21 protein-coding genes are annotated in these 26,221 nt (G+C 69.7%); 20 read left to right on the forward strand and 1 reads right to left on the reverse strand.

Annotated features, from left to right (window positions below; all coding sequences use genetic code 11):
* The first annotated feature begins 177 nt into the window (after window positions 1–177).
* The 12 genes from typA to LGI35_RS28320 all read left to right on the forward strand — a co-directional run bounded on the left by typA (window position 178) and on the right by LGI35_RS28320 (window position 16,464).
* A complete protein-coding gene (typA, locus tag LGI35_RS28265) occupies window positions 178–2,085 on the forward strand; it encodes a translational GTPase TypA (protein WP_227297056.1) in 1,908 nt (635 codons plus the stop codon).
* Between the two features lie 914 nt (window positions 2,086–2,999).
* Window positions 3,000–4,031 (forward strand): ABC transporter permease, encoded by a 1,032-nt coding sequence (locus LGI35_RS28270; protein WP_116510368.1) that lies wholly within the window; start codon window positions 3,000–3,002, stop codon window positions 4,029–4,031.
* A 104-nt stretch (window positions 4,032–4,135) separates the two neighbouring features.
* Complete coding sequence (locus tag LGI35_RS28275) at window positions 4,136–5,932, forward strand: ABC transporter substrate-binding protein (RefSeq protein WP_116510366.1); 1,797 nt, start codon at window positions 4,136–4,138, stop codon at window positions 5,930–5,932.
* A 109-nt stretch (window positions 5,933–6,041) separates the two neighbouring features.
* Entirely contained in the window at window positions 6,042–7,019 is a 978-nt protein-coding gene (locus tag LGI35_RS28280) for an ABC transporter permease (protein WP_227297057.1), read from the forward strand.
* 10 nt (window positions 7,020–7,029) lie between these two features.
* Entirely contained in the window at window positions 7,030–8,091 is a 1,062-nt protein-coding gene (locus LGI35_RS28285; RefSeq protein ID WP_227297058.1) for an ABC transporter ATP-binding protein, read from the forward strand.
* Between the two features lie 27 nt (window positions 8,092–8,118).
* The gene (locus LGI35_RS28290; RefSeq protein WP_227297059.1) at window positions 8,119–9,249 is read left to right on the forward strand and encodes an ABC transporter ATP-binding protein; all 1,131 of its coding nucleotides are present in this window, start codon (window positions 8,119–8,121) and stop codon (window positions 9,247–9,249) included.
* A gap of 140 nt (window positions 9,250–9,389) precedes the next feature.
* On the forward strand, window positions 9,390–10,703 hold the full coding sequence (locus tag LGI35_RS28295; protein ID WP_227297060.1) for a serine hydrolase domain-containing protein: 1,314 nt from the start codon (window positions 9,390–9,392) through the stop codon (window positions 10,701–10,703).
* A gap of 84 nt (window positions 10,704–10,787) precedes the next feature.
* Complete coding sequence (locus LGI35_RS28300; RefSeq protein ID WP_227297061.1) at window positions 10,788–12,422, forward strand: peptide ABC transporter substrate-binding protein; 1,635 nt, start codon at window positions 10,788–10,790, stop codon at window positions 12,420–12,422.
* A gap of 62 nt (window positions 12,423–12,484) precedes the next feature.
* On the forward strand, window positions 12,485–13,408 hold the full coding sequence (locus LGI35_RS28305; RefSeq protein WP_227297062.1) for an ABC transporter permease: 924 nt from the start codon (window positions 12,485–12,487) through the stop codon (window positions 13,406–13,408).
* Window positions 13,401–14,417 carry an ABC transporter permease gene (locus LGI35_RS28310; protein WP_227297063.1) on the forward strand — a complete coding sequence of 339 codons (1,017 nt, stop codon included), beginning with the start codon at window positions 13,401–13,403 and terminating at the stop codon, window positions 14,415–14,417. The genes LGI35_RS28305 and LGI35_RS28310 overlap by 8 nt, the downstream gene beginning before the upstream one ends.
* 6 nt (window positions 14,418–14,423) lie before the next feature.
* On the forward strand, window positions 14,424–15,398 hold the full coding sequence (locus LGI35_RS28315) for an ABC transporter ATP-binding protein (protein WP_227297064.1): 975 nt from the start codon (window positions 14,424–14,426) through the stop codon (window positions 15,396–15,398).
* Window positions 15,391–16,464, forward strand: a complete 1,074-nt coding sequence (locus tag LGI35_RS28320; protein ID WP_227297065.1) for an ABC transporter ATP-binding protein — start codon at window positions 15,391–15,393, stop codon at window positions 16,462–16,464. Before LGI35_RS28315 ends, LGI35_RS28320 begins: the two co-directional genes overlap by 8 nt.
* A gap of 159 nt (window positions 16,465–16,623) precedes the next feature.
* Here LGI35_RS28320 and LGI35_RS28325 read toward each other — a convergent pair whose 3' ends face one another.
* Complete coding sequence (locus LGI35_RS28325; protein WP_227297066.1) at window positions 16,624–18,756, reverse strand: S9 family peptidase; 2,133 nt, start codon at window positions 18,754–18,756, stop codon at window positions 16,624–16,626.
* A 165-nt stretch (window positions 18,757–18,921) separates the two neighbouring features.
* Here LGI35_RS28325 and LGI35_RS28330 point away from each other — a divergent pair, with 165 nt between their 5' ends.
* The 8 genes from LGI35_RS28330 to LGI35_RS28365 all read left to right on the forward strand — a co-directional run bounded on the left by LGI35_RS28330 (window position 18,922) and on the right by LGI35_RS28365 (window position 26,221).
* Window positions 18,922–19,116 (forward strand): hypothetical protein, encoded by a 195-nt coding sequence (locus LGI35_RS28330; RefSeq protein ID WP_100596611.1) that lies wholly within the window; start codon window positions 18,922–18,924, stop codon window positions 19,114–19,116.
* 31 nt (window positions 19,117–19,147) lie between these two features.
* A complete protein-coding gene (mshB, locus tag LGI35_RS28335; RefSeq protein WP_227297067.1) occupies window positions 19,148–20,041 on the forward strand; it encodes an N-acetyl-1-D-myo-inositol-2-amino-2-deoxy-alpha-D-glucopyranoside deacetylase in 894 nt (297 codons plus the stop codon).
* Window positions 20,041–20,520 carry a DUF6113 family protein gene (locus LGI35_RS28340; protein WP_227297068.1) on the forward strand — a complete coding sequence of 160 codons (480 nt, stop codon included), beginning with the start codon at window positions 20,041–20,043 and terminating at the stop codon, window positions 20,518–20,520. The genes mshB and LGI35_RS28340 overlap by 1 nt, the downstream gene beginning before the upstream one ends.
* A gap of 143 nt (window positions 20,521–20,663) precedes the next feature.
* A complete protein-coding gene (locus LGI35_RS28345) occupies window positions 20,664–22,634 on the forward strand; it encodes a hypothetical protein (protein ID WP_227297069.1) in 1,971 nt (656 codons plus the stop codon).
* Between the two features lie 143 nt (window positions 22,635–22,777).
* The gene (locus tag LGI35_RS28350) at window positions 22,778–23,698 is read left to right on the forward strand and encodes an ABC transporter ATP-binding protein (protein ID WP_227297070.1); all 921 of its coding nucleotides are present in this window, start codon (window positions 22,778–22,780) and stop codon (window positions 23,696–23,698) included.
* Window positions 23,695–24,435: an ABC transporter permease gene (locus LGI35_RS28355; RefSeq protein ID WP_116510336.1), complete on the forward strand. Its 741-nt coding sequence runs from the start codon at window positions 23,695–23,697 to the stop codon at window positions 24,433–24,435. Before LGI35_RS28350 ends, LGI35_RS28355 begins: the two co-directional genes overlap by 4 nt.
* 5 nt (window positions 24,436–24,440) lie before the next feature.
* A complete protein-coding gene (locus LGI35_RS28360) occupies window positions 24,441–25,610 on the forward strand; it encodes a sensor histidine kinase (RefSeq protein WP_227300557.1) in 1,170 nt (389 codons plus the stop codon).
* Window positions 25,607–26,221 carry a response regulator transcription factor gene (locus LGI35_RS28365; protein WP_227297071.1) on the forward strand — a complete coding sequence of 205 codons (615 nt, stop codon included), beginning with the start codon at window positions 25,607–25,609 and terminating at the stop codon, window positions 26,219–26,221. The genes LGI35_RS28360 and LGI35_RS28365 overlap by 4 nt, the downstream gene beginning before the upstream one ends.

The raw sequence follows: 26,221 nt of genomic DNA on the forward strand, positions 1-26,221 counted from the left end.
CTCACGCCTCTCCGCGACGTTCACTCACTGTGCATCCTTGACCCCATGGCCCCAGAAGGCCTCCCCGGCCGAAGCCACGTACGATGGGGTGAGGCCGTGGCGTGTCCAGCCCGGCAGGGCGCGTGTACGAAGAGACGTACGCGCAGCCGTCCACTCACTCCGGGAGTACGCCGCAATATGGCCACGCGCCACGACATCCGTAACGTCGCCATCGTCGCTCACGTCGACCACGGCAAGACGACCATCGTCGACGCCATGCTCAAGCAGGCCGGCTCGTTCGCCGCGCACGCCGCCGAGTCGCTCGACGATCGCATGATGGACTCGAATGACCTGGAGCGTGAGAAGGGCATCACGATCCTGGCCAAGAACACGGCGGTGAAGTACCACCCGAAGGATGGCGGCGACGTCATCACGATCAACATCATCGACACCCCGGGCCACGCCGACTTCGGTGGCGAGGTCGAGCGTGGTCTGTCGATGGTCGACGCCGTGGTCCTGCTCGTGGACGCCTCCGAGGGCCCGCTCCCGCAGACCCGCTTCGTGCTGCGCAAGGCCCTCCAGCAGCGCCTGCCCGTCATCCTGTGCATCAACAAGACGGACCGCCCCGACTCGCGCATCGACGAGGTCGTCAACGAGACGTACGACCTCTTCCTCGACCTGGACGCCGACGAGGACCAGATCGAGTTCCCGATCGTCTACGCGTGCGGCCGTGACGGCATCGCGTCGCTGACCAAGCCGGAGAACGGCACGGTCCCGGCGGACTCCACCAGCCTGGAGCCGTTCTTCTCCACGATCCTGGAGCACGTCCCGGCCCCGACGTACGAGGAGGAAGCCCCCCTCCAGGCGCACGTCACCAACCTGGACGCCGACAACTTCCTCGGCCGTATCGCGCTGCTCCGCGTGGAGCAGGGCGAGCTGCGCAAGGGCCAGACCGTGGCCTGGATCAAGCGCGACGGCACGATCTCGAACGTCCGCATCACCGAGCTGATGATGACCGAGGCGCTCACCCGCAAGCCCGCCGAGGTCGCGGGCCCCGGTGACATCTGCGCCGTCGCCGGTATCCCCGACATCATGATCGGCGAGACCCTGGCCGACCCGGAGAACCCGGTCGCGCTGCCGCTCATCACGGTGGACGAGCCGGCCATCTCCATGGTCATCGGTACGAACACCTCGCCGCTGGTCGGCCGTGGCGGCACCGGCAAGGGCGCCCAGGCCAAGTCGGCGGTCAAGGACCGCAAGGTCACCGCCCGCCAGGTCAAGGACCGCCTGGACCGTGAGCTGATCGGTAACGTCTCGCTCCGCGTCCTCGACACCGAGCGTCCCGACGCCTGGGAGGTCCAGGGCCGCGGTGAGCTCGCGCTCGCCATCCTGGTCGAGCAGATGCGCCGCGAGGGCTTCGAGCTGACCATCGGCAAGCCGCAGGTCGTCACCCGCGAGGTCGACGGCAAGACGCACGAGCCGGTCGAGCGCCTCACGGTCGACGTCCCCGAGGAGCACATGGGCGCGGTCACGCAGCTCATGGGCGTCCGCAAGGGCCGCATGGACAACATGTCGAACCACGGCTCCGGCTGGGTCCGCATGGAGTTCGTCGTCCCGTCCCGCGGCCTCATCGGCTTCCGCACGGAGTTCCTGACGAACACCCGCGGTACGGGTATCGCCCACTCCATCCACGAGGGCCACGAGCCGTGGTTCGGCACGCTGACGACCCGTAACAACGGCTCGCTGGTCGCCGACCGCGCCGGTGCCGTCACCGCCTTCGCGATGACGAACCTCCAGGAGCGCGGCGTGCTGTTCACCGACCCCGGCACCGAGGTGTACGAGGGCATGATCGTCGGCGAGAACTCGCGCGCCGACGACATGGACGTGAACATCACCAAGGAGAAGAAGCTCACCAACATGCGCTCCTCCTCCGCCGACTCCTTCGAGGCGATCGTCCCGCCGCGGAAGCTGTCGCTGGAGCAGTCCCTGGAGTTCTGCCGCGACGACGAGTGCGTCGAGGTGACCCCGGAGGCCGTCCGCATCCGTAAGGTCGTCCTGGACCAGAAGGAGCGCGGCCGCACGGCCTCGCGCGCCAAGCACGGCTGATCCCGAGACGGTTGGGCCCGGGCTCCCCTTCGGGGGGCCCGGGCCTTTGTCGTATGTCCTGCGCCGGGAGGCCCGCGCAGGAGTTTTTACAGGATCGTCGCCCGCACCAGGTGGTACTTCACTACCCTCGTGGCATCCTGGACGCGTTCCCGCGCGATCCACGCGCGTTGATCCGCCCGCTGAGAGTCTTCCCACAGCCCTGCGCAAGGGCTCGTGATGTGCAACTCGTTTTTCAGGGGCTGCTGTCCGGAATCCGGACTCCATTGACCGATAGATGTGTAACGAGTCCGTTTCGCAGGGATCTATCTAGGATCAGTTTGTCCGGATTTTGGGCTAAGTACGCATCAGGTGTGATCGAACCGAGACCAAAACACTGTGGTCGGCCCGATTCTCATGCCAGATAGTTGAGCGCGTAGAGCTCGGGTCAATGGGTCACGCGCTGTGGGGAGCGCGGACTCGCGAGCACACTGAGGCACTTTCAATCCTCACCGTCAGGGGTGTCGGTCAGGTGGCATGTGCCTCCACTTGTAGTGAACAAAAGTGGACTCATGAGGAGGAACCCATGCGAGGTGCCACAAGCGCCATATGGGTCGCGTCGTCCCCGATGGCAGGTACAGGACTCGCGGGCAGTAGCTCCGTGGTCGGCACGGCGCTCAAGCGCCGCGACAGTCTCTGACGGCTCGGCCTGCCCGGTCGGGTCAGGTTCCCCCGGGGTGAGTTCACCCCAGTCGTAGCTCAACCGCGCGCATCCGGCCTTGGGTTGCCGTGTACCGCCCGTAGGTCGTCGTACCCCCTGGTGGCAATCCAGCTGGAGTGGCGTACGCCGTGCGACGGCCGTCGGTCCGGTGCTCCGTCCCACAGGGAGGAGCCCGCCGTGTGCCGACGACCTCCAACACCTGTGAAATGGACGAATCATGACGAGTCCAATCGAGATTGAGGGCGCCGAGACCTCTTCCGCCTTGGACAAGGACAGCGCGCCGCAGGCTGACGCGAAGGGGCCCAAGAAGCTCGAGGGGCGCAGCCCCGGACAGCTGATGTGGCGTCGCTTCAAACGGGACAAGACGGGCGTCGTCTCCGCCTTCATCGTCCTGTTCTTCTTCCTGATAGCCGCGCTCGCGCCGGTCATCGCGAAGGTGTACGGCAAGGACCCGTACACGTTCTACGGGCAGGACGACCCCACACTCCTCAACGAGTTCAACCTGCCGGCCGGCCCCAACGGCGGTATCTCGCCCGAGCATTGGTTCGGCATCGACCCGAACTACGGCCGCGACGTGTTCTCGTACCTGCTCTACGGCATGCGTACGTCGCTCTACACGGCGCTCCTCGCCACGATCGGCATCGTCATCGTGGGCGTGCTCATCGGTCTCGTCTCCGGGTACTTCGGCGGCAAGATCGACTACTGGCTCGGGCGGCTCACCGACTTCATGCTCGCCCTGCCCAGCCAGCTGTTCATGGTCGCGGTGATGCCCGTCGTGGTCACGGTGTTCGTGGCGCCCGACGAGGAGACCCCGGTCTACATCCGCTTCCTCGCCATCCTCGGCGTGATGTGGCTCCTCACCTGGATGAGCCTGTCCCGCCTGGTGCGCGCCGTCACGCTCTCCCTGCGTGAGCGCGAGTTCGTGGAGGCGGCGAAGGTCGCGGGCGCCTCGCCCTGGCGGATCATCCGCAAGGAGCTGCTGCCCAACCTGATCACGCCGATCATCGTGCAGGGCACGTACCTGCTCCCCAGCACCATCCTCTCGGTCGCCTTCCTGTCCTTCGTCGGCGTCGGGTATCAGGACCCGACCCCCGACTGGGGCCTGATGTTCGCCACCGGCGCGAACATCTACGAGCAGGACCCGACCTACATGTTCTTCCCGGGTGTCGCCATGGTCGTCTTCTTCGTGGCGTTCAACCTCCTCGGGGACTCCGTCCGGGATGCGTTCGATCCCAAGACGGGCCGCTGAACCCAGCACCTCCGAGGGGGAGCTGCCACCCGGGCGCCGGCCCACACCGGATGCGCCAGGCAGCACCAAAGGATCACTACTCACAGGCAGGTGGATCTAACTCCATGAGCATCCTTCGTACGCGCACGGCGCAGGCAACGGTCGTCGCGGTGACCGCCGGCGCGCTGGCACTCACCGGCTGCAGCAGTGGCAGCAAGAGCTCCGACAAGCCCGCGGGCAAGTCCCAGAAGGACGCCCTCGCGCAGGCCAAGCCGGTCGTCATGGGCACCGCCCAGCAGTCCGTCGGCCCCGCCAAGGAGGTCCCGGGCGCCCGTAAGGGCGGCACCGTCCAGGTCTACCAGGAGACGGACTTCTCCCACCTGGACCCGGGTCAGATCTACGTCTCCGACGGCGGTCTGCTCTCCAAGCTCCTCTACCGTGGCCTGACCACGTACGTCGAGGACGACAAGGGCAACTCGACGGTCGTCGGCGACCTCGCCACCGACGCGGGCAAGTCCTCGGACGGCGGCAAGACCTGGACCTACACGCTGAAGGACGGCGTGAAGGACCAGAACGGCAACGTCATCACCTCCGGCGACATCCGCCACACGTTCGAGCGCCTCTACGCCTCGTTCGAGACGGACGGCCCGACCTACGTCCAGCAGTGGCTGTCCGGCACGGGCACCAAGTACCGCAAGGCGTACGCCGGTCCGTACAAGGGCAAGCACCTGCCGGACTCGGTCATCGCGACCCCGGACGACAAGACGATCGTCTTCCACTTCCTGAAGCCGCAGACGGACACTCCGCAGGCGATGGCGATGGCCGCCTACTCGGTCGTCCCCGAGAAGACGGACACCAAGGAGAAGTACGACCAGGCGCCCGTCGCGACCGGTCCGTACAAGATCTCGGACTACAAGTCCGGCAAGAGCATGAAGCTGGTCCGCAACACCAACTGGGACCCGAAGACGGACCCGATGCGTCACCAGTACGTCGATGGCTTCAACATCGACTACAACCAGGACAAGGCCACGCAGACCAAGACGATCCTGGCCGACCGTGCCGAGGCCAAGAACGCCATCATGTTCACCGGCCAGATCGACGCCACCCAGCTGCAGAAGATCACCACCGACAAGGCGGTCATGAAGCGCACGGTGCAGGGCTACGCCCCGTACGTGTGGCAGCTGAACTTCAACATGGACCGCGTGAAGGACAAGCGCATCCGTGACGCCATCGCCCTGGCGATGCCGGCCACCGCGGCCGGCCGCGCCGACGGCGGTGCCTACGGCGGCGAGCCCGCGACCAGCCTGATGTCGCCCACCACGCCGGGCTACGACAAGACCTTCGACCCGTTCAACCGGGTCAAGAAGCCGAACGGTGACATCGCCGCGGCGAAGAAGCTGATCGACGAGGCCGGCGCCAAGGGCAAGAAGCTCGTCTACGCGTACGCCAACACCCCGGTGCGTACCACCCAGGCGAACCTCATCATCAACAACCTGAAGCGCATCGGCCTCGACATCCAGAAGAAGGAAGTCGACGCCGCGACCTGGTACGAGCAGATGGGCAAGGTCAAGAACGGCTTTGACCTCTACATGACCGGCTGGGGTCAGGACTGGGCGTCCGGCAACACCGTCTTCCCGCCGTCCTTCGACGGTGCGCAGATCCAGGACGGCGCGTCGAACTACTCGCACACGAACGACAAGCACGTGAACGACGAGATCGCGCGCATCCAGAAGATCACGGACACGGCCGAGGCTGCCAAGGAGTGGGAGAAGCTCTCCCAGTACATCAGCACCAAGATCAACCCGGCTGCCCCGATCTACTACACCAAGGTGTTCCAGATCGCCGGCTCCAACGTCGGTGGCCTGCGGTACTCGACGGTGACGAGCTACACCGACCCGACCGCGGTCTACCTCAAGAAGTAGTCAGTACAAGGCAGTTCCCGGGGATGAGGGCGCGGCGGTGCCCTCATCCCCGGGTCGCCGGCTCCCTCCTGGCCTCCCACCGCCGCCGTCCTGAGAGCAGCTCATTGCCATGCTTCGATTTCTCATACGCCGGACGCTCGGCGCAGCACTCATCCTCCTGCTGATCAGCGCCTTCACGTACTTCATGTACTTCGCCATCCCACAGGACCCGGCGACGCTCGCATGTGGCAAGAACTGCACCCCGGATGCGCTGGCGCTCATTCACAAGAACCTCGGCCTCGACAAGCCGGTCCCCGTGCAGTACTGGGACTACCTCAGCGGCATCTTCGTCGGACGCGACTTCGCGGTGGGCCACTGCTCCGCACCCTGCTTCGGCGTCTCGTTCCGTAACAACCAGATGGTGTGGGACACCATGCTGGACCGTCTCCCGCTGACGGTCTCCCTCACCTTCGGCTCCCTCGTCGTCTTCCTGTTCGCCGGTCTCGGCGCCGGCCTGATGGCCGCCCGCTTCCGCGGCACCTGGCTCGACAAGACCTTCAGCGGCGCCTCGCTGGTCACCAGCTCGTTCCAGATCTACTTCATCGGCCCGGTCGTCATGGGCCTCCTGGTCTTCAGCACCGGCTGGCTGGACAAGCCCAAGTACGTGCCGATCAGCGAGAATCCGTGGGGCTGGTTCATGGGCCTGCTGATCCCCTGGATCGTCATGGCGACCATCTTCACGGCCAACTACACACGTATGGCCCGCTCCTCGATGATCGAGCAGTTGCAGGAAGAGCACGTCCGAGCTGCCAAGGCCAAGGGCATGAGCGCTCGTTACGCCTTCTTCCGCTACGCCTGGCGCGGCTCGCTCATCCCGATCATCACCATCCTGGGCATGGACATCGGCGGTCTGCTCAGCGGTGGCATGGTCACCGAGCTGACCTTCGGCCTCGCCGGCATCGGCCGTCTCGCCCGTGACTCGGTCATCGGCAAGGACCTCCCCGTCCTCATGGGCGTCATGATCCTCAGCGCCGCCTTCATCATCGTCTGCAACATCGTCGTGGACGCTCTGTACGCCGTCGTCGACCCGCGCGTGCGTCTGTCCTAGGAGAACGACCGTGACCACACTCACCAAGACCGAGGACGCCCCGGCCCCCACCGGCGGCGACGCGTTCCTCTCGGTACGCGACCTGAAGGTGCAGTTCTCCACCGAGGACGGCATCGTCAAGGCTGTGGACGGGCTCTCCTTCGACATCGAGCGCGGCAAGACGCTCGGCATCGTCGGCGAGTCGGGCTCCGGCAAGTCGGTGACGAACCTGACCGTGCTCGGCCTGCACAACCGCAAGAGCACCCACGTCGAGGGCGAGATCCTCCTCGAGGGCAAGGAACTGATCACCGCCACCGAGCCCGAGCTCGAGAAGCTCCGCGGCAACAAGATGGCGATGATCTTCCAGGACTCGCTGACCGCCCTGTCCCCGTACTACACGGTGGGCCGGCAGATCTCCGAGCCGTTCCGCAAGCACACCGGGGCCAGCAAGCAGGAGGCCCGGGACCGGGCCATCCAGATGCTGGAGAAGGTGGGCATCCCCCACCCCAAGCAGCGGGTGGACGACTACCCGCACCAGTTCTCCGGCGGTATGCGCCAGCGCGCCATGATCGCCATGTCCCTGGTCTGCAACCCCGACCTGCTGATCGCCGACGAGCCGACCACCGCGCTCGACGTGACCGTCCAGGCGCAGATCCTCGACCTGCTCAAGGACCTCCAGCAGGAGTTCGGCTCCGCGATCATCATGATCACCCACGACCTCGGCGTCGTGGCGAACATGGCCGACGACCTGCTCGTGATGTACGCGGGCCGGGCCGTGGAGCGCGGCTCCGTGCGCGAGGTGCTCAAGTCGCCCGAACACCCCTACACCTGGGGGCTGCTCGGCTCCATGCCGCGCCTCAACTCGGACGTCGACGAACCGCTGCTGCCGATCCCCGGCTCGCCGCCGTCGCTGCTGAACCCGCCGAGCGGCTGCCCCTTCCACCCCCGGTGTGCGTTCACCGACAAGGTGGAAGGCGGCAAGTGCAAGGGCGACAGGCCCACGCTGCCGGCCGACCGCGGCTCTGCCTGCCACCTGACGGCAGATCAGAAGCAGCAGGTGTTCATCGAGACGATTCAGCCCCGGCTGGGCTGAGCTGAAACCGGCGACTGGGGCATGACCATGAGCGAGAACAACCAGACCACCACGGCGGTCGCGGAAGCGATCCCGCAGCAGCGGGACGCGGACCGCACACCGCTCCTCCAGGTCAAGGACCTGAAGAAGCACTTCCCGATCAAGGGCGGCTTCCCGATCCGGCGGACCATCGGCGCCGTCAAGGCCGTCGACGGCGTCTCCTTCGACGTCTTCAAGGGCGAGGCCCTGGGCCTCGTCGGCGAGTCCGGCTGCGGCAAGTCGACGACGGGCCGTCTGCTGACCCGCCTGTACGAGCCGACCCACGGCACGATCACGTACAACGGCCAGGACATCAGCACGGCCAACCGCAAGCAGCTGGCGCCCATCAGGTCCGAGATCCAGATGATCTTCCAGGACCCGTACGCGTCGCTGAACCCGCGTCAGACGGTCGGCTCGATCATCTCCGGGCCGATGGAGATCAACGGCATCAACCCGCCCGGCGGCCGCGAGGCGCGCGTGCGGGAGCTGCTGGAGATCGTCGGCCTGAACCCGGAGCACTACAACCGCTTCCCGCACGAGTTCTCGGGCGGCCAGCGGCAGCGCATCGGCGTGGCCAGGGCCGTGGCCCTGGAGCCGAAGCTGATCGTCGCGGACGAGCCGGTCTCCGCGCTCGACGTGTCGATCCAGGCCCAGGTCGTCAACCTGCTGCAGAAGGTGCAGCGGGAGATGGGCATCGCGTTCGTCTTCATCGCCCACGACCTGGCCATCGTGCGGCACTTCTCGCAGCGCGTCGCGGTGATGTACCTGGGCAAGATCGTGGAGATCGCCGACCGCGACTCGCTCTACAACCGCCCCCGTCACCCGTACACGCACGCGCTGATGTCGGCCGTGCCGGACGCGGACATCGACGCGGTGAAGAAGGAGCGGATCCGCCTGGAGGGCGACGTCCCCTCGCCGATCTCGCCGCCGTCCGGCTGCCGCTTCCGCACCCGGTGCTGGAAGGCGCAGGACAAGTGCGCCACGGAGGAGCCGCCGCTCGTCCAGATCTCCGGCAGCCGCGAGGGTCACCTCACGGCCTGTCACTTCCCGGAGGAGCCGACGACGGAGGACCGCGGCGAGGACATCGTGCTCGACCCGGCCCTCGCGGCCCTCGAGGACGAGTCCGGCCAGGGCGCCTGACCGTCCACGCTCCGGCCGACCACGGCCCGTCACCGGTGACACGCCGGTGACGGGCCGTCGGCGTTCGAGGGCGGGCGGTCGTGACGGTCCCGGCGTGGGCGATGATCCAGGAACGAGCAGGCGACGGAGAGGGGCCCGACATGCTGGACGACCTCGGGACGCGGTGCGAGCAGGCGATGGCGGCGCACGGGTGCCCGTCCGTCTCGGTCGCGGTCGCGGCGCACGGCGAGGTGATCCTGGCCGAGGCGTACGGGTTCGCGGACACCGGTGCGGGGATCCCGGCCACGACGCGGACCCCGTACGCCCTCGCCTCCGTCACCAAGCCGGTCACGGCCGCGGCGGTCTGCGTCGCCGCCGACGAGGGGCTGCTCGACCTGGACGCGCCCGGCCCGCTCGGCGCGACCCCGCGTCAGCTCCTGCGGCACCGGGGCGGGCTCGGCGCGCACTACGACTTCCACTACGGGGAGGAGGGCGAGCCGGCCGTCGACGCGGAGCCGTACACGCGGCTCCACCGCGCGCCCGGCTCCGGCTTCGAGTACGCGAACCTCGGCTACCGGCTCCTCGGCCTGCTCCTGGAGGAAGCCACCGGACAGGACCTCGCTACCTACGCCCGGGAGCGGGTCCTCGGGCCGCTCGGGCTGGACGGCTTCCGCATCGCCACGGCGTGCCCGGAAGCCGCGACCCGCTACACCCCCGACGGGCGCCCCTACCCGGAAGGCCTGCGCACCAGCCATCCCGGCGCCACGCTCGGCTGGGCGACGGCCCCTCAGCTGGCCCTCTTCGCCCAGTCCTGGCCGCGGCTCCTGAAGCCGGAGACGGTGGCCGCGGTCCTCGACGCCGTCCCGATCGGCGAGCACCTCGGGTACGGCCTCGGCTGGTGCGTCTCGCGCGGCGAAGGGCCTCTTCTGGTGAGCCATGGCGGCGGCATGGGCGGCGTGGCCGCGCTGGCGGTGTCGGCGCCGGAACTCGGTCTGTCCGTGGCGGTCCTGACGAACACGACGGCGAAGGCGGCCCGCGACGCAGTCGTCCACCACGTCCTCGGTGAGCTGATACCCGGCTTCGCACCCGAACTGATCTCACCGGTGTTCTCCGTGCCCGCGCGCCCCGTGACCCTGGAGGAGGGGGAGTGGGCGGGCCACGCCTCGACACCGGAGGGCGAGGTCCCGCTGCGGCTGCGGATCCTGCCGGGCGCCCGCGCCGAACTCACCACCGGCGCCGGGACCGCCGCCGCCCCCGTCGACGCCACGGCCACCCTCGCGCTGCGCGGCTCCTTCCCCGTACAACTGCCGACCGCCGACGCGAGGGTCGGCAGTCCGGTGCTCGGTCTGGAACTGCGTCTGGACGCGGGCCGGCTGACCGGGGTGGCGCGTGCCTACAAAGAGGGCGACCGGGAAGGACTGCTCGGCAATCTGCTGACCCACCCGTGCGAACTGGGGCCCGTACGGCCGGGCTGAAAGTGCGTTATGTGCCTTTACGGACGATATTTGGGCCTAAGTGCCGTAAGGCGCTGACCCAGAAGCACTCCGAGGAGGCACTCCATGCGTGGAGCCACGCACGCCAAGTGGGCCGTATGCGCGGTGGCCGTCGCTCTCGCCGCGACGGCCTGTGGTGGTGGGGGCGGCAGTGGCGGCAGTGGCGGCGACGGCTCAGGGGTCGTCCGTTCGTCCTGGGGCGACCCGCAGAACCCGCTGGAGCCCGCGAACACGAACGAGGTCCAGGGCGGCAAGGTCATGGACATGCTCTTCCGTGGTCTGAAGCGCTACAACTCGAAGACGGGCGCCGCCGAGGACATGCTGGCGGACAAGATCGAGACGACGGACTCGATCAACTTCAAGATCACTGTCAAGGACGGCTGGACGTTCTCCAACGGGGAGAAGGTCACCGCGCAGTCCTTCGTGGATGCCTGGAACTACGGCGCGAACCTGAAGAACAACCAGAAGAACGCCTACTTCTTCGGCCAGATCGACGGCTACGACAAGGTCCACCCCGACTCCGGCACCCCGAGCGCCACCAATCTGTCGGGGCTCAAGGTCACCGGCCCCCTCACCTTCTCGGTCAAGCTCAACCAGAAGTTCTCGCTGTGGCCCGACACTCTCGGCTACGCGGCCTTCGCCCCGCTCCCCAAGGCCTTCTTCGACAACCACTCCGCGTGGGTGAGCAAGCCGATCGGCAACGGCCCGTACACGATCGACAACTACACCAAGGGCTCCCAGATGTCCCTGCGCAAGTGGGACGCCTACCCGGGCACCGACAAGGCGCAGAACGGCGGCGTGGACCTGAAGGTCTACACCGACAACAACACGGCCTACACCGACCTGACGGCCGGCAACCTCGACCTCGTCGACGACGTCCCGGCCTCGCAGCTCAAGAACGTCAACGCCGACCTCAGCGGCCGGTACATCAACACCCCCGCCGGCATCATCCAGACGCTCGCCTTCCCCTTCTACGACCCCGCGTGGAACAAGGCGGACAGCGACAAGGTCCGCAAGGGCCTGTCGATGGCGATCAACCGCAAGCAGATCACCGAGACGATCTTCCAGAAGACCCGCACCCCGGCCACGGACTGGACCTCGCCGGTCCTCGGCAAGGACGGCGGCTTCCAGGACGGCCTGTGCGGCGACAGCTGCGACTACAACCCCACCGAGGCCAAGAAGCTGGTGCAGGAGGGCGGCGGCATCCCCGGCGGCCAGGTGAAGATCGGCTACAACGCCGACACCGGCAGCCACAAGGAGTGGGTCGACGCCGTCTGCAACAGCATCAACAACGCGCTGGGCAACGACAAGGCCTGCGTCGGCCTGCCCACCGGCACCTTCGCCGACTTCCGCAACAAGATCACGCAGAAGAAGATGACGGGCCCGTTCCGCGCCGGCTGGCAGATGGACTACCCGCTCATCCAGAACTTCCTGCAGCCGCTGTACTACACCAACGCCTCGTCCAACGACGGGAAGTGGTCCAACAAGGAGTTCGACAAGCTCGTCGACCAGGCCAACGCCGAGTCCGACCGCGCCAAGGCCGTCAAGATCTTCCAGCAGGCCGAAGGCGTCGTCAGGGACAACATGGCGGCCATCCCGCTCTGGTACCAGAACGGCAGCGCCGGCTACTCCGACAAGGTCTCCAACGTCGCGCTCAACCCGTTCAGCGTGCCGGTCTACAACGAGATCAAGGTCAAGTGACGCCAGGGGAGCGGCAGTCCGGGGCCTGAAGGGCGGCCGCTCCCCCCGATTCGGGAGCCCGTATGGGACGGTATGTGATCAGGCGTCTGCTGCAGATGATCCCGGTCTTCTTCGGCGCGACGCTGCTCATCTTCCTCATGGTCAACGTGATGGGCGACCCCATCGCGGGACTGTGCGGCGACAAGCAGTGCGACCCCGCCACGGCCGCTCAGCTCGAGAAGGAGTTCGGCCTCGACAAGCCCGTCTGGCAGCAATACCTGACGTACATGGGGAACGTCTTCACCGGCGACTTCGGCACCGCGTTCAACGGCCAGAAGGTCACCGAACTGATGGCGGCCGCCTTCCCCGTGACGATCCGCCTGACCATCGTGGCGATCCTCTTCGAGATCGTCATCGGCATCTCGCTCGGCGTCGTCACCGGCCTGCGCCGTGGACGTCCCATCGACACCACCGTGCTGCTGCTCACCCTGGTCGTCATCTCCGTCCCGACCTTCGTCACCGGTCTGCTCCTCCAGCTTCTGCTCGGCGTCGAATGGGGGATCATCAAACCCGCGGTGTCCACGGAGGCGACGTTCTCCGAACTGATCGTCCCCGGTCTCGTGCTCGCCTCGGTCTCCCTCGCGTACGTCACCCGGCTCACCAGGACCTCGATCGCCGAGAACCGCCGCGCCGACTACGTCCGTACGGCCATCGCCAAGGGTCTGCCGCGCCGTCGCGTCATCGTCCGGCACCTGCTGCGCAACTCGCTGATCCCGGTCGTCACCTTCATCGGCACCGACGTCGGGGCCCTGATGGGCGGCGCCATCGTCACGGAGCGGATCTTCAACATCCACGGCGTCGGCTACCAGCTCTACCAGGGCATCGTCCGGCAGAACACCCAGACCGTCGTCGGCTTCGTGACCGTCCTCGTCCTCGTCTTCCTGGCGGCCAACCTGATCGTCGACCTCCTGTACGCCGTACTCGACCCGAGGATCCGCTATGCCTGAACCCGAGCCGCCGGAGCCCTACTCGTCGGGCGGGGGCCGCGTCCCGGATGACGGAGGAGCCATCGCCGCGACGGGCGCGGGCGGCGCCATGGACCTCGCCACCAGCGAGGGGACGACCTTGGAGAAGACTCCGGGCGGCCCCGAAGGCACCGGACCCGCGGGCAGGCCGAGGAGCCTCTGGTCGGACGCCTGGCGCGATCTGCGCCGGAACCCGATCTTCATCATCTCGGGCCTGATCATCGTCTTCCTCGTGATCATCTCGATCTGGCCCTCGCTGATCGCCTCCGGCAACCCGCTCTCCTGCGACCTCGCCAAGGCCCAGGAGGGCTCCCAGCCCGGCCATCCGTTCGGCTTCGACGGCCAGGGCTGCGACGTCTACACGCGCACCGTGTACGGCGCCCGCACCTCCGTCACCGTCGGCGTCTGCGCCACCGTCGGCGTCGCCCTGCTCGGCAGCGTCCTCGGTGGGCTCGCCGGGTTCTTCGGCGGGGCGTGGGACGCGATCCTGTCCCGCATCACCGACGTCTTCTTCGCCATCCCCGTCGTCCTCGGCGGCCTGGTGCTGCTGTCCGTGGTCACCAGCTCCACCGTCTGGCCGGTCATCGGCTTCATGGTGCTGCTCGGCTGGCCGCAGCTCTCCCGCATCGCCCGCGGCTCCGTCATCACGGCCAAGCAGAACGACTACGTGCAGGCGGCGCGGGCGCTCGGCGCCTCCAACTCCCGGATGATGCTGCGGCACATCCTGCCCAACGCGATCGCGCCGGTCATCGTCGTCGCCACCATCGCGCTCGGCACGTACATCTCGCTCGAAGCGACGCTCTCGTACCTCGGCGTCGGCCTGAAGCCGCCCACCGTGAGCTGGGGCATCGACATCTCCGCGGCGTCGCAGTACATCCGCAACGCCCCGCACATGCTGCTCTGGCCCGCCGGCGCCCTGGCGATCACCGTGCTCGCGTTCATCATGCTCGGCGACGCGGTGCGCGACGCCCTCGACCCCAAGCTGAGGTAGGCGCCCATGCTGCTCGAAGTGCGCGATCTGCACGTGGAGTTCCGGACGCGCGAAGGGACCGCCAACGCCGTCAACGGCGTCAGCTACACCGTCGACGAGGGCGAGACCCTGGCCGTGCTCGGCGAGTCGGGGTCCGGCAAGTCCGTGACCGCCCAGGCGATCATGGGCATCCTCGACACCCCGCCCGGGAAGATCGCCGGCGGCGAGATCCTCTTCCAGGGCACGGACCTCCTCAAGCTCAAGGAGGACGAGCGGCGCAAGATCCGCGGCGCGAAGATGGCGATGATCTTCCAGGACGCGCTCAGCTCCCTCAACCCCGTGCTGTCCGTGGGCGAGCAGCTCGGCGAGATGTTCACCGTCCACAAGGGGATGTCCCGCAAGGACGCCAAGGCCAAGGCCATCGAGCTGATGGACCACGTCAGGATCCCCGCCGCCAAGGAGCGGGTCGGCCAGTACCCGCACCAGTTCAGCGGCGGCATGCGCCAGCGCATCATGATCGCGATGGCGCTCGCCCTGGAGCCGGACCTGATCATCGCCGACGAGCCCACCACCGCCCTCGACGTCACCGTCCAGGCCCAGGTCATGGAGCTGCTCGCCGACCTCCAGCGCGAGCTCAGGATGGGCCTCATCCTCATCACGCACGACCTCGGCGTGGTCGCCGACGTCGCCGACAAGATCGCCGTCATGTACGCGGGCCGCATCGTCGAGACGGCGCCCGTGCACGAGATCTACAAGGCGCCCGCCCACCCGTACACCAAGGGCCTGCTCGAATCGATCCCGCGCCTGGACCAGAAGGGCCAGGAGCTGTACGCGATCAAGGGCCTGCCGCCCAACCTGATGCACATCCCGCCCGGCTGCGCCTTCAACCCGCGCTGCCCGATGGCCCAGGACGTGTGCCGCGCGGACGTACCCCCGCTCTTCGAGGTGAGCCCGACGCGCCGGAGCGCCTGCTACTTCTGGAAGGAGACGCTCGATGGCTGACCTGGCGAAAGAGGCGCACGCCGCCGCCCCCGTGCCGGCCGGCGAGCCGATCCTGGAGGTCATCGGGCTGGTCAAGCACTATCCGCTCACCCAGGGGATCCTGTTCAAGAAGCAGGTCGGCGCGGTCAAGGCCGTCGACGGCGTCGACTTCGTGCTCGGCCAGGGCGAGACCCTCGGCATCGTCGGCGAGTCCGGCTGCGGCAAGTCGACCGTCGCCAAGATGCTGGTCAACCTGGAGCGGCCGACCGCCGGGCAGATCAAGTACAAGGGCGAGGACATCACCAAGCTGTCAGGCCGCGCCCTGAAGGCCGTACGCCGCAACATCCAGATGGTGTTCCAGGACCCGTACACGTCCCTCAACCCGCGCATGACGGTCGGCGACATCATCGGGGAGCCGTACGAGATCCACCCCGAAGTCGCGCCCAAGGGCGACCGGCGCCGCAAGGTGCAGGACCTCCTGGACGTGGTCGGGCTCAACCCGGAGTACATCAACCGGTACCCGCACCAGTTCTCCGGCGGTCAGCGCCAGCGCATCGGCATCGCGCGCGGCCTCGCCCTGCGCCCCGAGATCATCGTCGCCGACGAGCCGGTCTCCGCGCTCGACGTCTCCGTGCAGGCGCAGGTCATCAACCTCCTCGACAGCCTCCAGAACGAGTTCGACCTCTCGTACGTCTTCATCGCCCACGACCTGTCGATCGTGCGGCACATTTCCGACCGGGTCGGCGTCATGTACCTCGGGCGCATCGTCGAGATCGGCACCGACGAGCAGATCTACGAACACCCCACGCACCCCTACACGCAGGCGCTCCTGTCCGCCGTGCCCGTCCCCGACCCGGAGGCGCGCGAGCGCCGCGAGCGGATCATCCTCACCGGAGACGTGCCGTCCCCGGCCAACGTGCCCTCGGGCTGCCGATTCCGCACCCGCTGCTGGAAGGCGCAGGAGCGGTGCGAACTGGAGGTGCCGGCGCTCGCGGTGCCCGCCGAGTTCCGCATCGGGGAGTCACCGGCGAAGCACGACTCGGCCTGCCACTTCGCCGAGGAGAAGCACGTCGTCCCCACCGACTAGGCGTACGTGTCGCGACAAATGCACATCAACTGCGTTAACACACAGGCAACTTGACCGTCGCGGCACCGATATACGAACGCGTCAGGCTGAATGGCGTACGGCCGTGCGGGTGCCGTGGACCGGCCGGGGCGCGCCATGTCGCCCCGGCCGGTCGCCTTTCTAGACCAGCCCGAGCGAGCGCTTCAGGAAGTCCACCTGGAGCAGCAGCAGGTTCTCCGCGACCTGCTCCTGCGGCGTCATGTGCGTCACGCCCGACAGCGGCAGCACCTCGTGCGGGCGGCCCGCGGCGAGGAGCGCCGACGACAGCCGCAGACTGTGCGCCACCACGACGTTGTCGTCGGCCAGGCCGTGCACGATCATCAGCGGCCGGTGCTGCCCCGCCGCCTCGGCCAGACCGTCGTCGGTGACCAGCGAGTTCTTCGCGTACACCTGCGGCGAGGTCTTCGGGTCGCCCAGGTAGCGCTCCGTGTAGTGGGTGTCGTAGAGGCGCCAGTCCGTGACCGGAGCGCCCGCGATGCCCGCGTGGAAGACGTCCGGACGGCGCAGGACCGCGAGCCCCGCCAGATATCCGCCGTACGACCAGCCGCGGATCGCCACCCGGGTCAGGTCGAGCGGGAAGGCGTCGGCCAGCGCGTGCAGCGCCGTGATCTGGTCGTCGAGCGTGAGCGTGAGGTCGCCGCGGATCGCCTTCTCCCGGGCGGGGGAGTGGCCGGGGGTGCCGCGGCCGTCCGCGACGACCACCGCGAAGCCCTGGTCGGCGAACCACTGCGACGTCAGATGCGGATTGTGCGCGGCGAGCACCCGCTGCCCGTGCGGGCCGCCGTACGGGTCGAGCAGCACCGGCAGCGGCCCGTCCCCCTGCTCGTACGAGGACGGGAGCAGGACGGCGCACGGGATGCCGGCCGCCTCCGTGAGCGTCAGGCGGGGGCTCAGCGAGGGGCGCTCGGCATGCGAGGCGACCGTCGCGATCTGCTTGCCGTCCCGCATCACCCGCACCCGGGTGCCCGGCTCGCCGGTGCGCGCGGACGCCAGGACGGTCACGCCGCCCGCGCGCACCGCGGAGTGCACGCCCGGCTCGTCCGAGACGCGCTCCACGCCCAGCTCGTTGACCCGGTACACATGCACCTCGCCGGTCTCCCGGTCCGGTGCCGCCGAGCCCGCAGACGCCGAGATCAGTACGTCGCTCTCACCCACGTCCAGGACCGCTCGCACATGCAACTGCGGCCCGGTCAGCGGCCGTTCGCCGACCGCGAGGACGCGCGCCCCGCCCTCGTCCGCGATCCGCACGAGCTGCCCGCTCGGCGACCACGACGGCACACCGGGGAACAGCTCCAGCCACTGCCCGTCCTCGTCCGCGTGCACCATCCGCGTCGAACCGTCCCCGACGTTCACCGCGAGATACAGCTCACTGAGCTGGTCACGGGCCTGCACGAGGATCAGCGGCGCCCCGTCGGCCGACCAGTGCACCCGCGCCAGATACGGGTACCTCGCCCGGTCCCACGACACCTCGGTGCGCGCCCCGTCCAGGCCGATGACGAAGAGCCGCACCTCCGCGTTGGGCGTGCCCGCCGCCGGGTACGCGTTGCGGGCGGGCTTGCGGTCCGGGTGCGCCGGATCCGCGATCCACCAGCGCCGCACCGCCGCGTCGTCCGCCCGGGCCACCAGGAGCCGGTCCGAGTCGGGCGACCACCAAAAGCCCCGGGAGCGGCCCATCTCCTCGGCCGCGATGAACTCCGCGAGCCCATAGGTGACGGCCGACGCCTCGTCCTCGCCCGGCTCGGCGAGCGCCCGGTCGCCCTCGCCGTCCGCGCCGACGACGCGCAGGGCGCCCCCGGACACGTACGCGACATGGCGGCCGTCCGGAGAGGGGCGCGGGTCGATCAGCGGGCCATGGCGTGCGGGCTCGCGGAGTTCACGGGTCGTGCCCGCGCGCAGCTCCGCGGTGAACAGCCGCCCCGACAGCGCGAACGCGGCCAGCTCCACGGCCGCGTCCGTCGCATAGGTGACGATGCCCGCGGCGCCCTCGCGGCTGCGCTCGCGCCGCGAGCGCTCCTCGTCCGACAGATCCTCCTCGGCGCCGCCGAGGAGCACCCGGGGATCGGCGGCGACGCGCTCCTCGCCGGACGTCACGTCCAGGACCCACAGCGCGTTCGCCCGATCGGTACCGGATCCGGACCGGAGGAAGGCGACGCGCTCGCCGTCGGGCGCCACCGTGAACGCCCGTGGTGCGCCGAGCGTGAAGCGCTGGGTGCGGGCGTGCTGGCGCGGAAAGGAGAGAGGCTCGGTGGTCATCCCCCGACCCTATGGGGCCGTGCCGCCGTGCGCCCCCCTTGCTGCCATGCACCGACTCATGCGTCGGGACGGATAGTTATGATCCATAGCGCTGCGTGGGTAAGAAACGCTCGGCTGCCGCGTGGCGTACGGCAGTTGGACTCGGATCAAGGGAGGTGGACCGCTGTGGCACTCTCGATTTCGGCAGTGGTGCTGTTCGCGATCATCGTCTTCATTCTGATCAGGAAGTCGGGTCTGAAGGCCGGACACGCGATCGTCTGCGTCCTGCTCGGGTTCTACCTCGCCAGCTCCTCCATCGCCCCCACCATCAGCGAGCTCACGACGAACGTCGCGGGCATGATCGGCGGGATCAAGTTCTAGTCGCGCCGTCGGGAGTCCTAGGCTGGGGCGCATGACGGAACTGCCCGACCGGCGTCTGCTCCTCGTGCACGCGCACCCCGACGACGAGTCGATCAACAATGGCGCCACCATGGCCAAGTACGCGGCCGGCGGTGCCCACGTCACCCTGGTGACCTGCACCCTCGGCGAGGAGGGCGAGGTCATCCCCGACGTTCTCGCGCACCTCGCCCCGGACCGCGAGGACATCCTCGGCCCGCACCGCATCGGCGAGCTCACCGCCGCCATGACGGAGCTCGGGGTCACCGACCACCGCTTCCTCGGCGGGCCCGGCCGCTTCCGCGACTCCGGGATGATGGGCGCCGAGCAGAACGACCGGCCGGGCGCCTTCTGGTCCGCCGACCTGGACGAGGCCGCCGCGTACCTCGTCGAGGTGATCCGCGAGGTCCGCCCCCAGGTCCTCGTCACCTACGACCCGGACGGCGGCTACGGCCACCCCGACCACATCCAGGCCCACCGCGTCGCCATGCGCGCCGCCGAACTCGCGGCCGAGCCCGCGTTCCGCCGGGACCTGGGCGACACCCACACCGTCGCGAAGATCTACTGGAACCGTGTGCCCAGGTCCGTGGCCGAGGAGCGCTTCCGGTGGCTGGCCGGTGTCCTCGGCTCGACCCCGTACGAGGCCGCGGCCGGGATCGGCGACGTGCCGGGTGTCGTCGACGACGAGCGGGTCACCGCCGAGATCGACGGCAGGGCCTTCGTCGAGGCCAAGACCGCCGCGATGCGCGCCCACACCACGCAGGTCGAGATCGCACCCGGCGGCGAGCCGGTCTTCGCCCTGTCGAACGGGCTCGCCCAGCCTGTCTTCGACGTGGAGTATTACGAGTTGGCGCGGGGCGAGGCAGCGGCGCCGTACGAGACGGACCTGTTCGCGGGAGTGGTGGCGTGATGAGTGGCGCAGGCAAGTCGGGCAACCCGGCCAGGTCCGGCCGGGCGGCGGCGTCGAGCGGCGCCGCGAAGCCCGCGGGCGGCCCGCCCGCCCGGCCGGCTGCGACCGGTCTCGGCGCCGGGCACATCGCCGTGCTGGCCGGGCTCCTCGTGCTCGGCGCGCTCGTCGGTCTGGCCGGTTCCCTCGTCCAAGGGGGCCTGTTCCCGGGCGGGTTGCTGCTCGCGCTGCTCGGCGCGGCCGGCGCGTTCCTCGGCGGGGCGCGGGTGACGGGCACCAGGGGAGGGGCCGTCGCTCCCGCCGTGGGCTGGGCCGTCGCGGTCATCCTGCTCACGGCGAGCCGGCCCGAGGGCGACTTCCTCTTCGGTGCGGGAACCGGCTCCTACCTGTTCCTTCTCGGGGGGATGGCCGTCGCTGTGATGTGCGCCACCCTTGGCCTGTCGCAGCAACCACCGGGGCCCGCCGCCCGACTTGGGAAGTGACGTACCACTTCGGCCCGTGCCCCGCACGGGTTTCGTCGGCGGTCACCGGATGCGTTCCGGCCGCGGCCAGTATGGTGGTGCGCGCCGCCGAGCAGCCCGCGTGAGGTCGAGACGGGCGGCGGAGCCAACCGGGAGATCCTGCTTTGAGCCGTGAAACTGACAGTTCGTCCTCCGGGCCCCAGGGGCGCGGCGGTGCCGCGTACCCCTCGGGGACGCCTCCGTACGGCACCCCCACCCAGGGCGCCGGGTCCGGCGACGGTGCGCCCGGCGATGCCGGGCAGCCCGCCGAGGGCCGGCCGGTCCCCGAGGAACGCAAGACGGAGACCACGCTGACGACGCGGATCCGGATCAACATCCCCGGATCGCGTCCCATCCCGCCCGTAGTGATGCGCACGCCCATGAGCGACGTGGACGCGGGACCCACCACCCCGGACCCGGCCGCCGCGCCGGCCCCGGCACCGCAGACCCCCACCGCCCCCGCTCCCCGGACCGCTCCTTCGGGTGACGGCCCGGGCGCACCGGCCGCGGAGGAGAAGACGAGCGACTGGTTCGCGCCGCGCAAGTCGGCTCCCCCTCAGCGGGGCGCCTCCGCCGTCGATCCCGCTCCGGGCAACTCCGGTGCGGTGCCCGGCCCGTCGGGCGGCTCCGGCGCGTTCGACGTGTCCGGCGCGGTCGCGGCCGGGCCGCTCGGCGGCATTGAGCCGCACGCTCGGCCGTCGCAGCTCGGGAACTCCGGCGACCCGCACCGCGGTGACCTGCCCTACTTCGCCGGGAACGCCGACGGCTCGGGCCCCGGCGTCCCCCCGCGCGGCCCCTCGGGCCCGACCACGGGACCCGCCGGCGGCGACAGCCCGATGGCGCGTTCCGGCGGACCTGCCGGTGGCCCTCCGGGCGGACCTGTCGGTGGCCCTCCCGGCGGTCAGCGGCCGCCGCAGATGAGCGACGACACCGCGATCCTCACGCCGCAGAGGCCCGCGCCCGAGCCCGGCCCGGGCGGCCATGTCTCCGGCGAGACGCTCACCAGCGGCATCCCGGTCGTCCCGCCGGGCCTCGGCGGACCGAACGCGCCGTTCGCCCCCGGCGGCCCGCGCCCCGACGGACCCCTGCCGCACACCCCGCCGAAGCTCCCCGACCCGGTCGGCCAGAGCGCCCCGGCCGCGCCCCGCAAGAAGAAGGGCCGCAACAAGCTCGTCCTCGTGGGCGCGGGTGTCGTGGGCCTCGCCGGTGTCGCGTACGGCGCCGGTCTGCTGATGAACCACTCGGACGTGCCCAAGAACACGACCGTGCTCGGCGTCGACATCGGCGGCGGCACGCGTGACGAGGCCGCGGCCAAGCTCGACACCGCCTTCGGCAAGCGCACCACCGACCCGCTCCAGCTGTCGGTCGACGGCAAGTCCGTGCCGCTCCGGCCCGACCAGGCGGGACTGAGCCTCGACAGCACGGCGACGGTGGCGGCGGCCGCGGGCAGCGACTACAACCCGGTCTCCGTGATCGGCTCGCTGTTCGGCAACGAGCGCGTCGTGGAGCCGGTCATGCCCGTCGACGAGGAGAAGCTCCAGGCCGCCCTCGAGCGGGCCGCCGGCGGCGCCTCCTCGGGCGACGGCACGATCAAGTTCGTCCCCGGCAAGGCCATCGCCGTGTACGGCAAGACGGGCAAGGGCATCGACGTCGCCCGGTCCTCCTCCTCCGTCGAGGAGGCGTACCGCACGCACGTGGAGACGGGCGCCTCGCGGCCCGTGCCGATGGCGACGACGACCCGCAAGCCGACCGTCCCGAACGCCGAGGTCGACCGGATGATGAAGGAGTTCGCGGAGCCGGCCATGTCCGCGAACGTCGTCATCAAGGCGGGCGACGCACAGATCCCGTTCGGCCCCGCCAAGTCGCTGCCGCAGATCCTCGGTGTCAAGGCGGTCAACGGCAAGCTCGTCGACGTCTACGACCTGCAGGCGCTGAAGAAGCTGTACGGCAACACGTTCGACGGCATCCTCATCACCCGAGGTACCGGCAAGAAGACGCCGGTGACGCCCAACGACGTGGCCGGCGCAATGCGGCAGGCACTCAAGGGCAAGACGCCCGCCGAGCGCACCGGGGTCATCGAGACCAACCCGGGATAACGGCACGCGCGTCACACGGCGGGCGGGTCCCTTCACGGGGGCCCGCCCGCCGTGCTGCCGCCCGCGGACATGACATCTGTCATCCCGGACTCCGGCCTCCCGACACTGCCGGGCACCCGCCCCCGCCCGCCACCATGGGTTCCATGACAACGACAGCACAGGCCACCGAGGTGGTCAGCTTCGAGCGGGTGAGCAAGAGCTATGGGGACGTCAGGGCCGTCGACGGGCTCACCCTCGATCTGCACCCGGGCGAGACCGTCGCCCTCCTCGGCCCGAACGGCGCGGGCAAGTCGACCACCCTCGACCTCCTCCTCGGCCTGCGCCCGGCCGACACCGGCACCGTCCGCGTCTTCGGCACCAGCCCTCGGGACGCGATCGTCCAGGGCCGCGTCGGCGCCATGCTGCAGAGCGGCGGCCTGATGGACGAGGTCACCGTGGCCGAGCTCGTGAAGCTCGCCTGCGCCCTGCACCCCAAGCCGTACAAGCCGGGTGAGGTGATGTCCCGGGCGGGTATCGCGCAGATCGCCGACCGCAAGGTCAACAAGCTCTCCGGCGGCCAGGAGCAGCGCGTCCGCTTCGCCCTCGCCACCGCAGGGGCCAACGACCTCATCGTGCTCGACGAGCCGACCACCGGCATGGACGTCTCGGCCCGCCAGGCGTTCTGGGCCACGATGCGCGAACAGGCCGACCAGGGCCGCACGGTCCTCTTCGCCACGCACTACCTGGAGGAGGCCGACGCGATCGCCGACCGTGTCCTCGTCCTGCACCGCGGCCGCCTCCTCGCCGACGGCACCGCCGCCGAGATCAAGGCCAGGGCGGGCGCCCGCAAGGTCGCCTTCGACCTGGAGGGCGACATCGACGAACAGGCCCTGCGCGCCCTGCCGTTCCTCACCACCCTCGACGTGTCGGGCCGCACCGTCCGCCTCCAGTCGAGCGACGCCGACGCCACCGTGCACGCCCTGTACGGACTCGGCGTCTACCCGCGCAACCTGGAGGTCGCGGGCCTCGGCCTGGAGCAGGCCTTCGTAGCCATCACCACGGCCGAGGAGGCCAGGACGTCATGAACAGCCTGATCAAGCTCGAGATCACCCGAGCCCTGCGCAACAAGAAGTTCCTGTTCTTCTCCGTCGTGTACCCGTCGGTCCTGTTCCTGCTCATCGCGGGCAGCTCCGACAGCTCGACCATGGTCGACGGCACCGGCCTGAACCTGGCCGCGTTCATGATGGTGTCGATGGCGTCCTTCGGCGCCCTGACCGCCGTCCTCATGGGCAACAGCGAGCGCATCGCCAAGGAGCGCGAGAGCGGCTGGGTGCGCCAGCTGCGCCTGACGACGCTCCCCGGGCGCGGCTACGTCCTCGCCAAGACCGCCAGCGCCGCCGTGGTCAGCCTGCCGTCCATCGTCGTCGTCTTCGTCGTGGCGGCCGTCACCAAGGGCGTACGGCTCGACGCCTGGCAGTGGCTCGCCCTCGTCGTCGCGATCTGGGCCGGCAGCCTGTGCTTCGCCGCGCTCGGCGTCGCCATCGGCTACCTCGCGACCGGCGACGCCGTCCGCCCCATCACGATGATCGTCTACTTCGGCCTGTCGATCCTGGGCGGCCTGTGGTTCCCCTCGACCGGCTTCCCGCAGTGGCTCAGCGACATCGCGTCCTGGCTGCCCACACACGCGTACGCTGCCCTCGGCCAGGCCATCGAGCTGGGCAACGCCCCGCACGGCAAGGACGTCACGCTGATCGTCGCCTACTTCCTGGTCTTCGCCGGCGGCGCGGCCTGGCTGTACCGGAAGGACACCCTGAAGGCGTGAACGCCATGACGTCGGACGAGATCAGGCTCACCGGCATGGGGCAGCCGCCCCGCAACCACCGTGAGGCCCTGCGCAAGCTGCTGTGGATCGGCATCTGGCTGGTCTTCATGGCGGATCCGATCGACGACCTCGTCAACGGCGGCCACACGGCCTGGGCCACCGCGCTCGGCTGGCTCGGCCTGGTCGCCTTCGTCGGCGTCTACCTGGCCCTCGTCTTCCGCCACACGGCCCGCGCCCTGCGCCTGGGGCGGCTGGCCGCGATCCTCGGGGCGCTCGCCGCGGTCGCCGTCGTCATGTCCCTCACGCTCGGCGCCCCCTGGCTCGTCCTGTTCGTGTACGTCTCCGTGTCCTGCGGGGCCGTGCTGCCCATGCGGTACGCCCGCTGGACGATCGTCGCGGTCACGGCCGCGATGGTCCTCCTCGGGATCCCGCTCGGCCGCGGCTGGGACCTCGGCCTGGTCGTGCCCGCCCTCCTCGGTGGCTTCGCGATGACGGGCGTACGGCAGCTCGTGCGCACGACCGTCGAACTGCGCAGGGCGCGCGCCACCGTCGCCCAGCTCGCGGCCAACGAGGAGCGCCTGCGCCTCGCCCGCGACCTGCACGACCTCCTCGGCCACTCGCTCTCCCTGATCACGCTCAAGAGCGAGCTCGCCGGCCGTATGCTCCCCGACCACCCCGAGAAGGCGGCCCAGCAGGTCGCCGACATCGAGCAGGTCAGCCGCCAGGCACTCGTCGACGTCCGGGAGGCCGTCACCGGCTACCGACGCCCCCGCCTCGGCGCCGAACTGGCCGGAGCGCGCGCCGCGTTGGCCGCCGCCGGCATCGAGGCCGAGGTCCCCGCGGACGCGCCCGACGACCTGCCCGCCGAGCAGGAGGCCGCCCTCGCCTGGACCCTGCGCGAGGCCGTCACCAACGCCGTACGGCACAGCGGTGCCCACCGCTGCACGGTCGGCATCGCCCGCCGCCAGACCCTGGACGGCCCCGTCATGGAGCTCACGGTGGAGGACGACGGGGCCGGTGCCGCGGCGGGCGGCGGCGTACCCGGCAACGGACTGACGGGCCTGCGCGAACGCGTCGAGGGCGTCGGCGGCACTCTGGAGGCGGCGCCCGTGCGGGACCGCGGGTTCCTGCTGGTGGCCCGGGTGCCCGTGGGATCCGTAGGATCCGCGGCATGAGCGCTCAGATCAAGGTCCTGCTGGCGGAGGACCAGTCGATGGTGCGGGAGGCCCTCGCGGCGCTCCTCGGCCTCGAACCCGACATCGAGGTCGTCGCCCAGGTGGCGCGCGGCGACGAGGTGCTCGACGCGGCCCGCGCGCACGGCCCCGACGTGGCGCTCCTGGACATCGAGATGCCCGGCATGACCGGCATCGAGGCCGCCGCCCAGCTCAGCGAGCACCTGCCCGCCCTCAAGGTCGTCGTCCTCACCACGTTCGGCCGCCCCGGCTATCTCCGTACGGCGATGGAGTCCGGCGCCCACGCGTTCCTCGTCAAGGACGCCCCCGCGGCCCAACTCGCGGAAGCCGTACGCAAGGTGCTCGCCGGTGAGCGCGTCATCGACCCCACCCTCGCGGCCGCCGCGCTCGCCGGGGGCGCCAACCCGCTGACCGACCGCGAACGCGAGATCCTGCGTGCCGCGGCCGACGGCTCGACCAACGCCGAGCTGGCGGCGGCCCTGCACCTGTCGCAGGGCACGGTCCGCAACTACCTCTCGACGGCCATCCAGAAGCTCGCCGTGCGCAACAGGGCGGAGGCGGTGCGGATCGCCCGCGAGAAGGGGTGGCTGTAG

This window comes from Streptomyces longhuiensis (assembly GCF_020616555.1).
Taxonomy (GTDB): domain Bacteria; phylum Actinomycetota; class Actinomycetes; order Streptomycetales; family Streptomycetaceae; genus Streptomyces; species Streptomyces longhuiensis.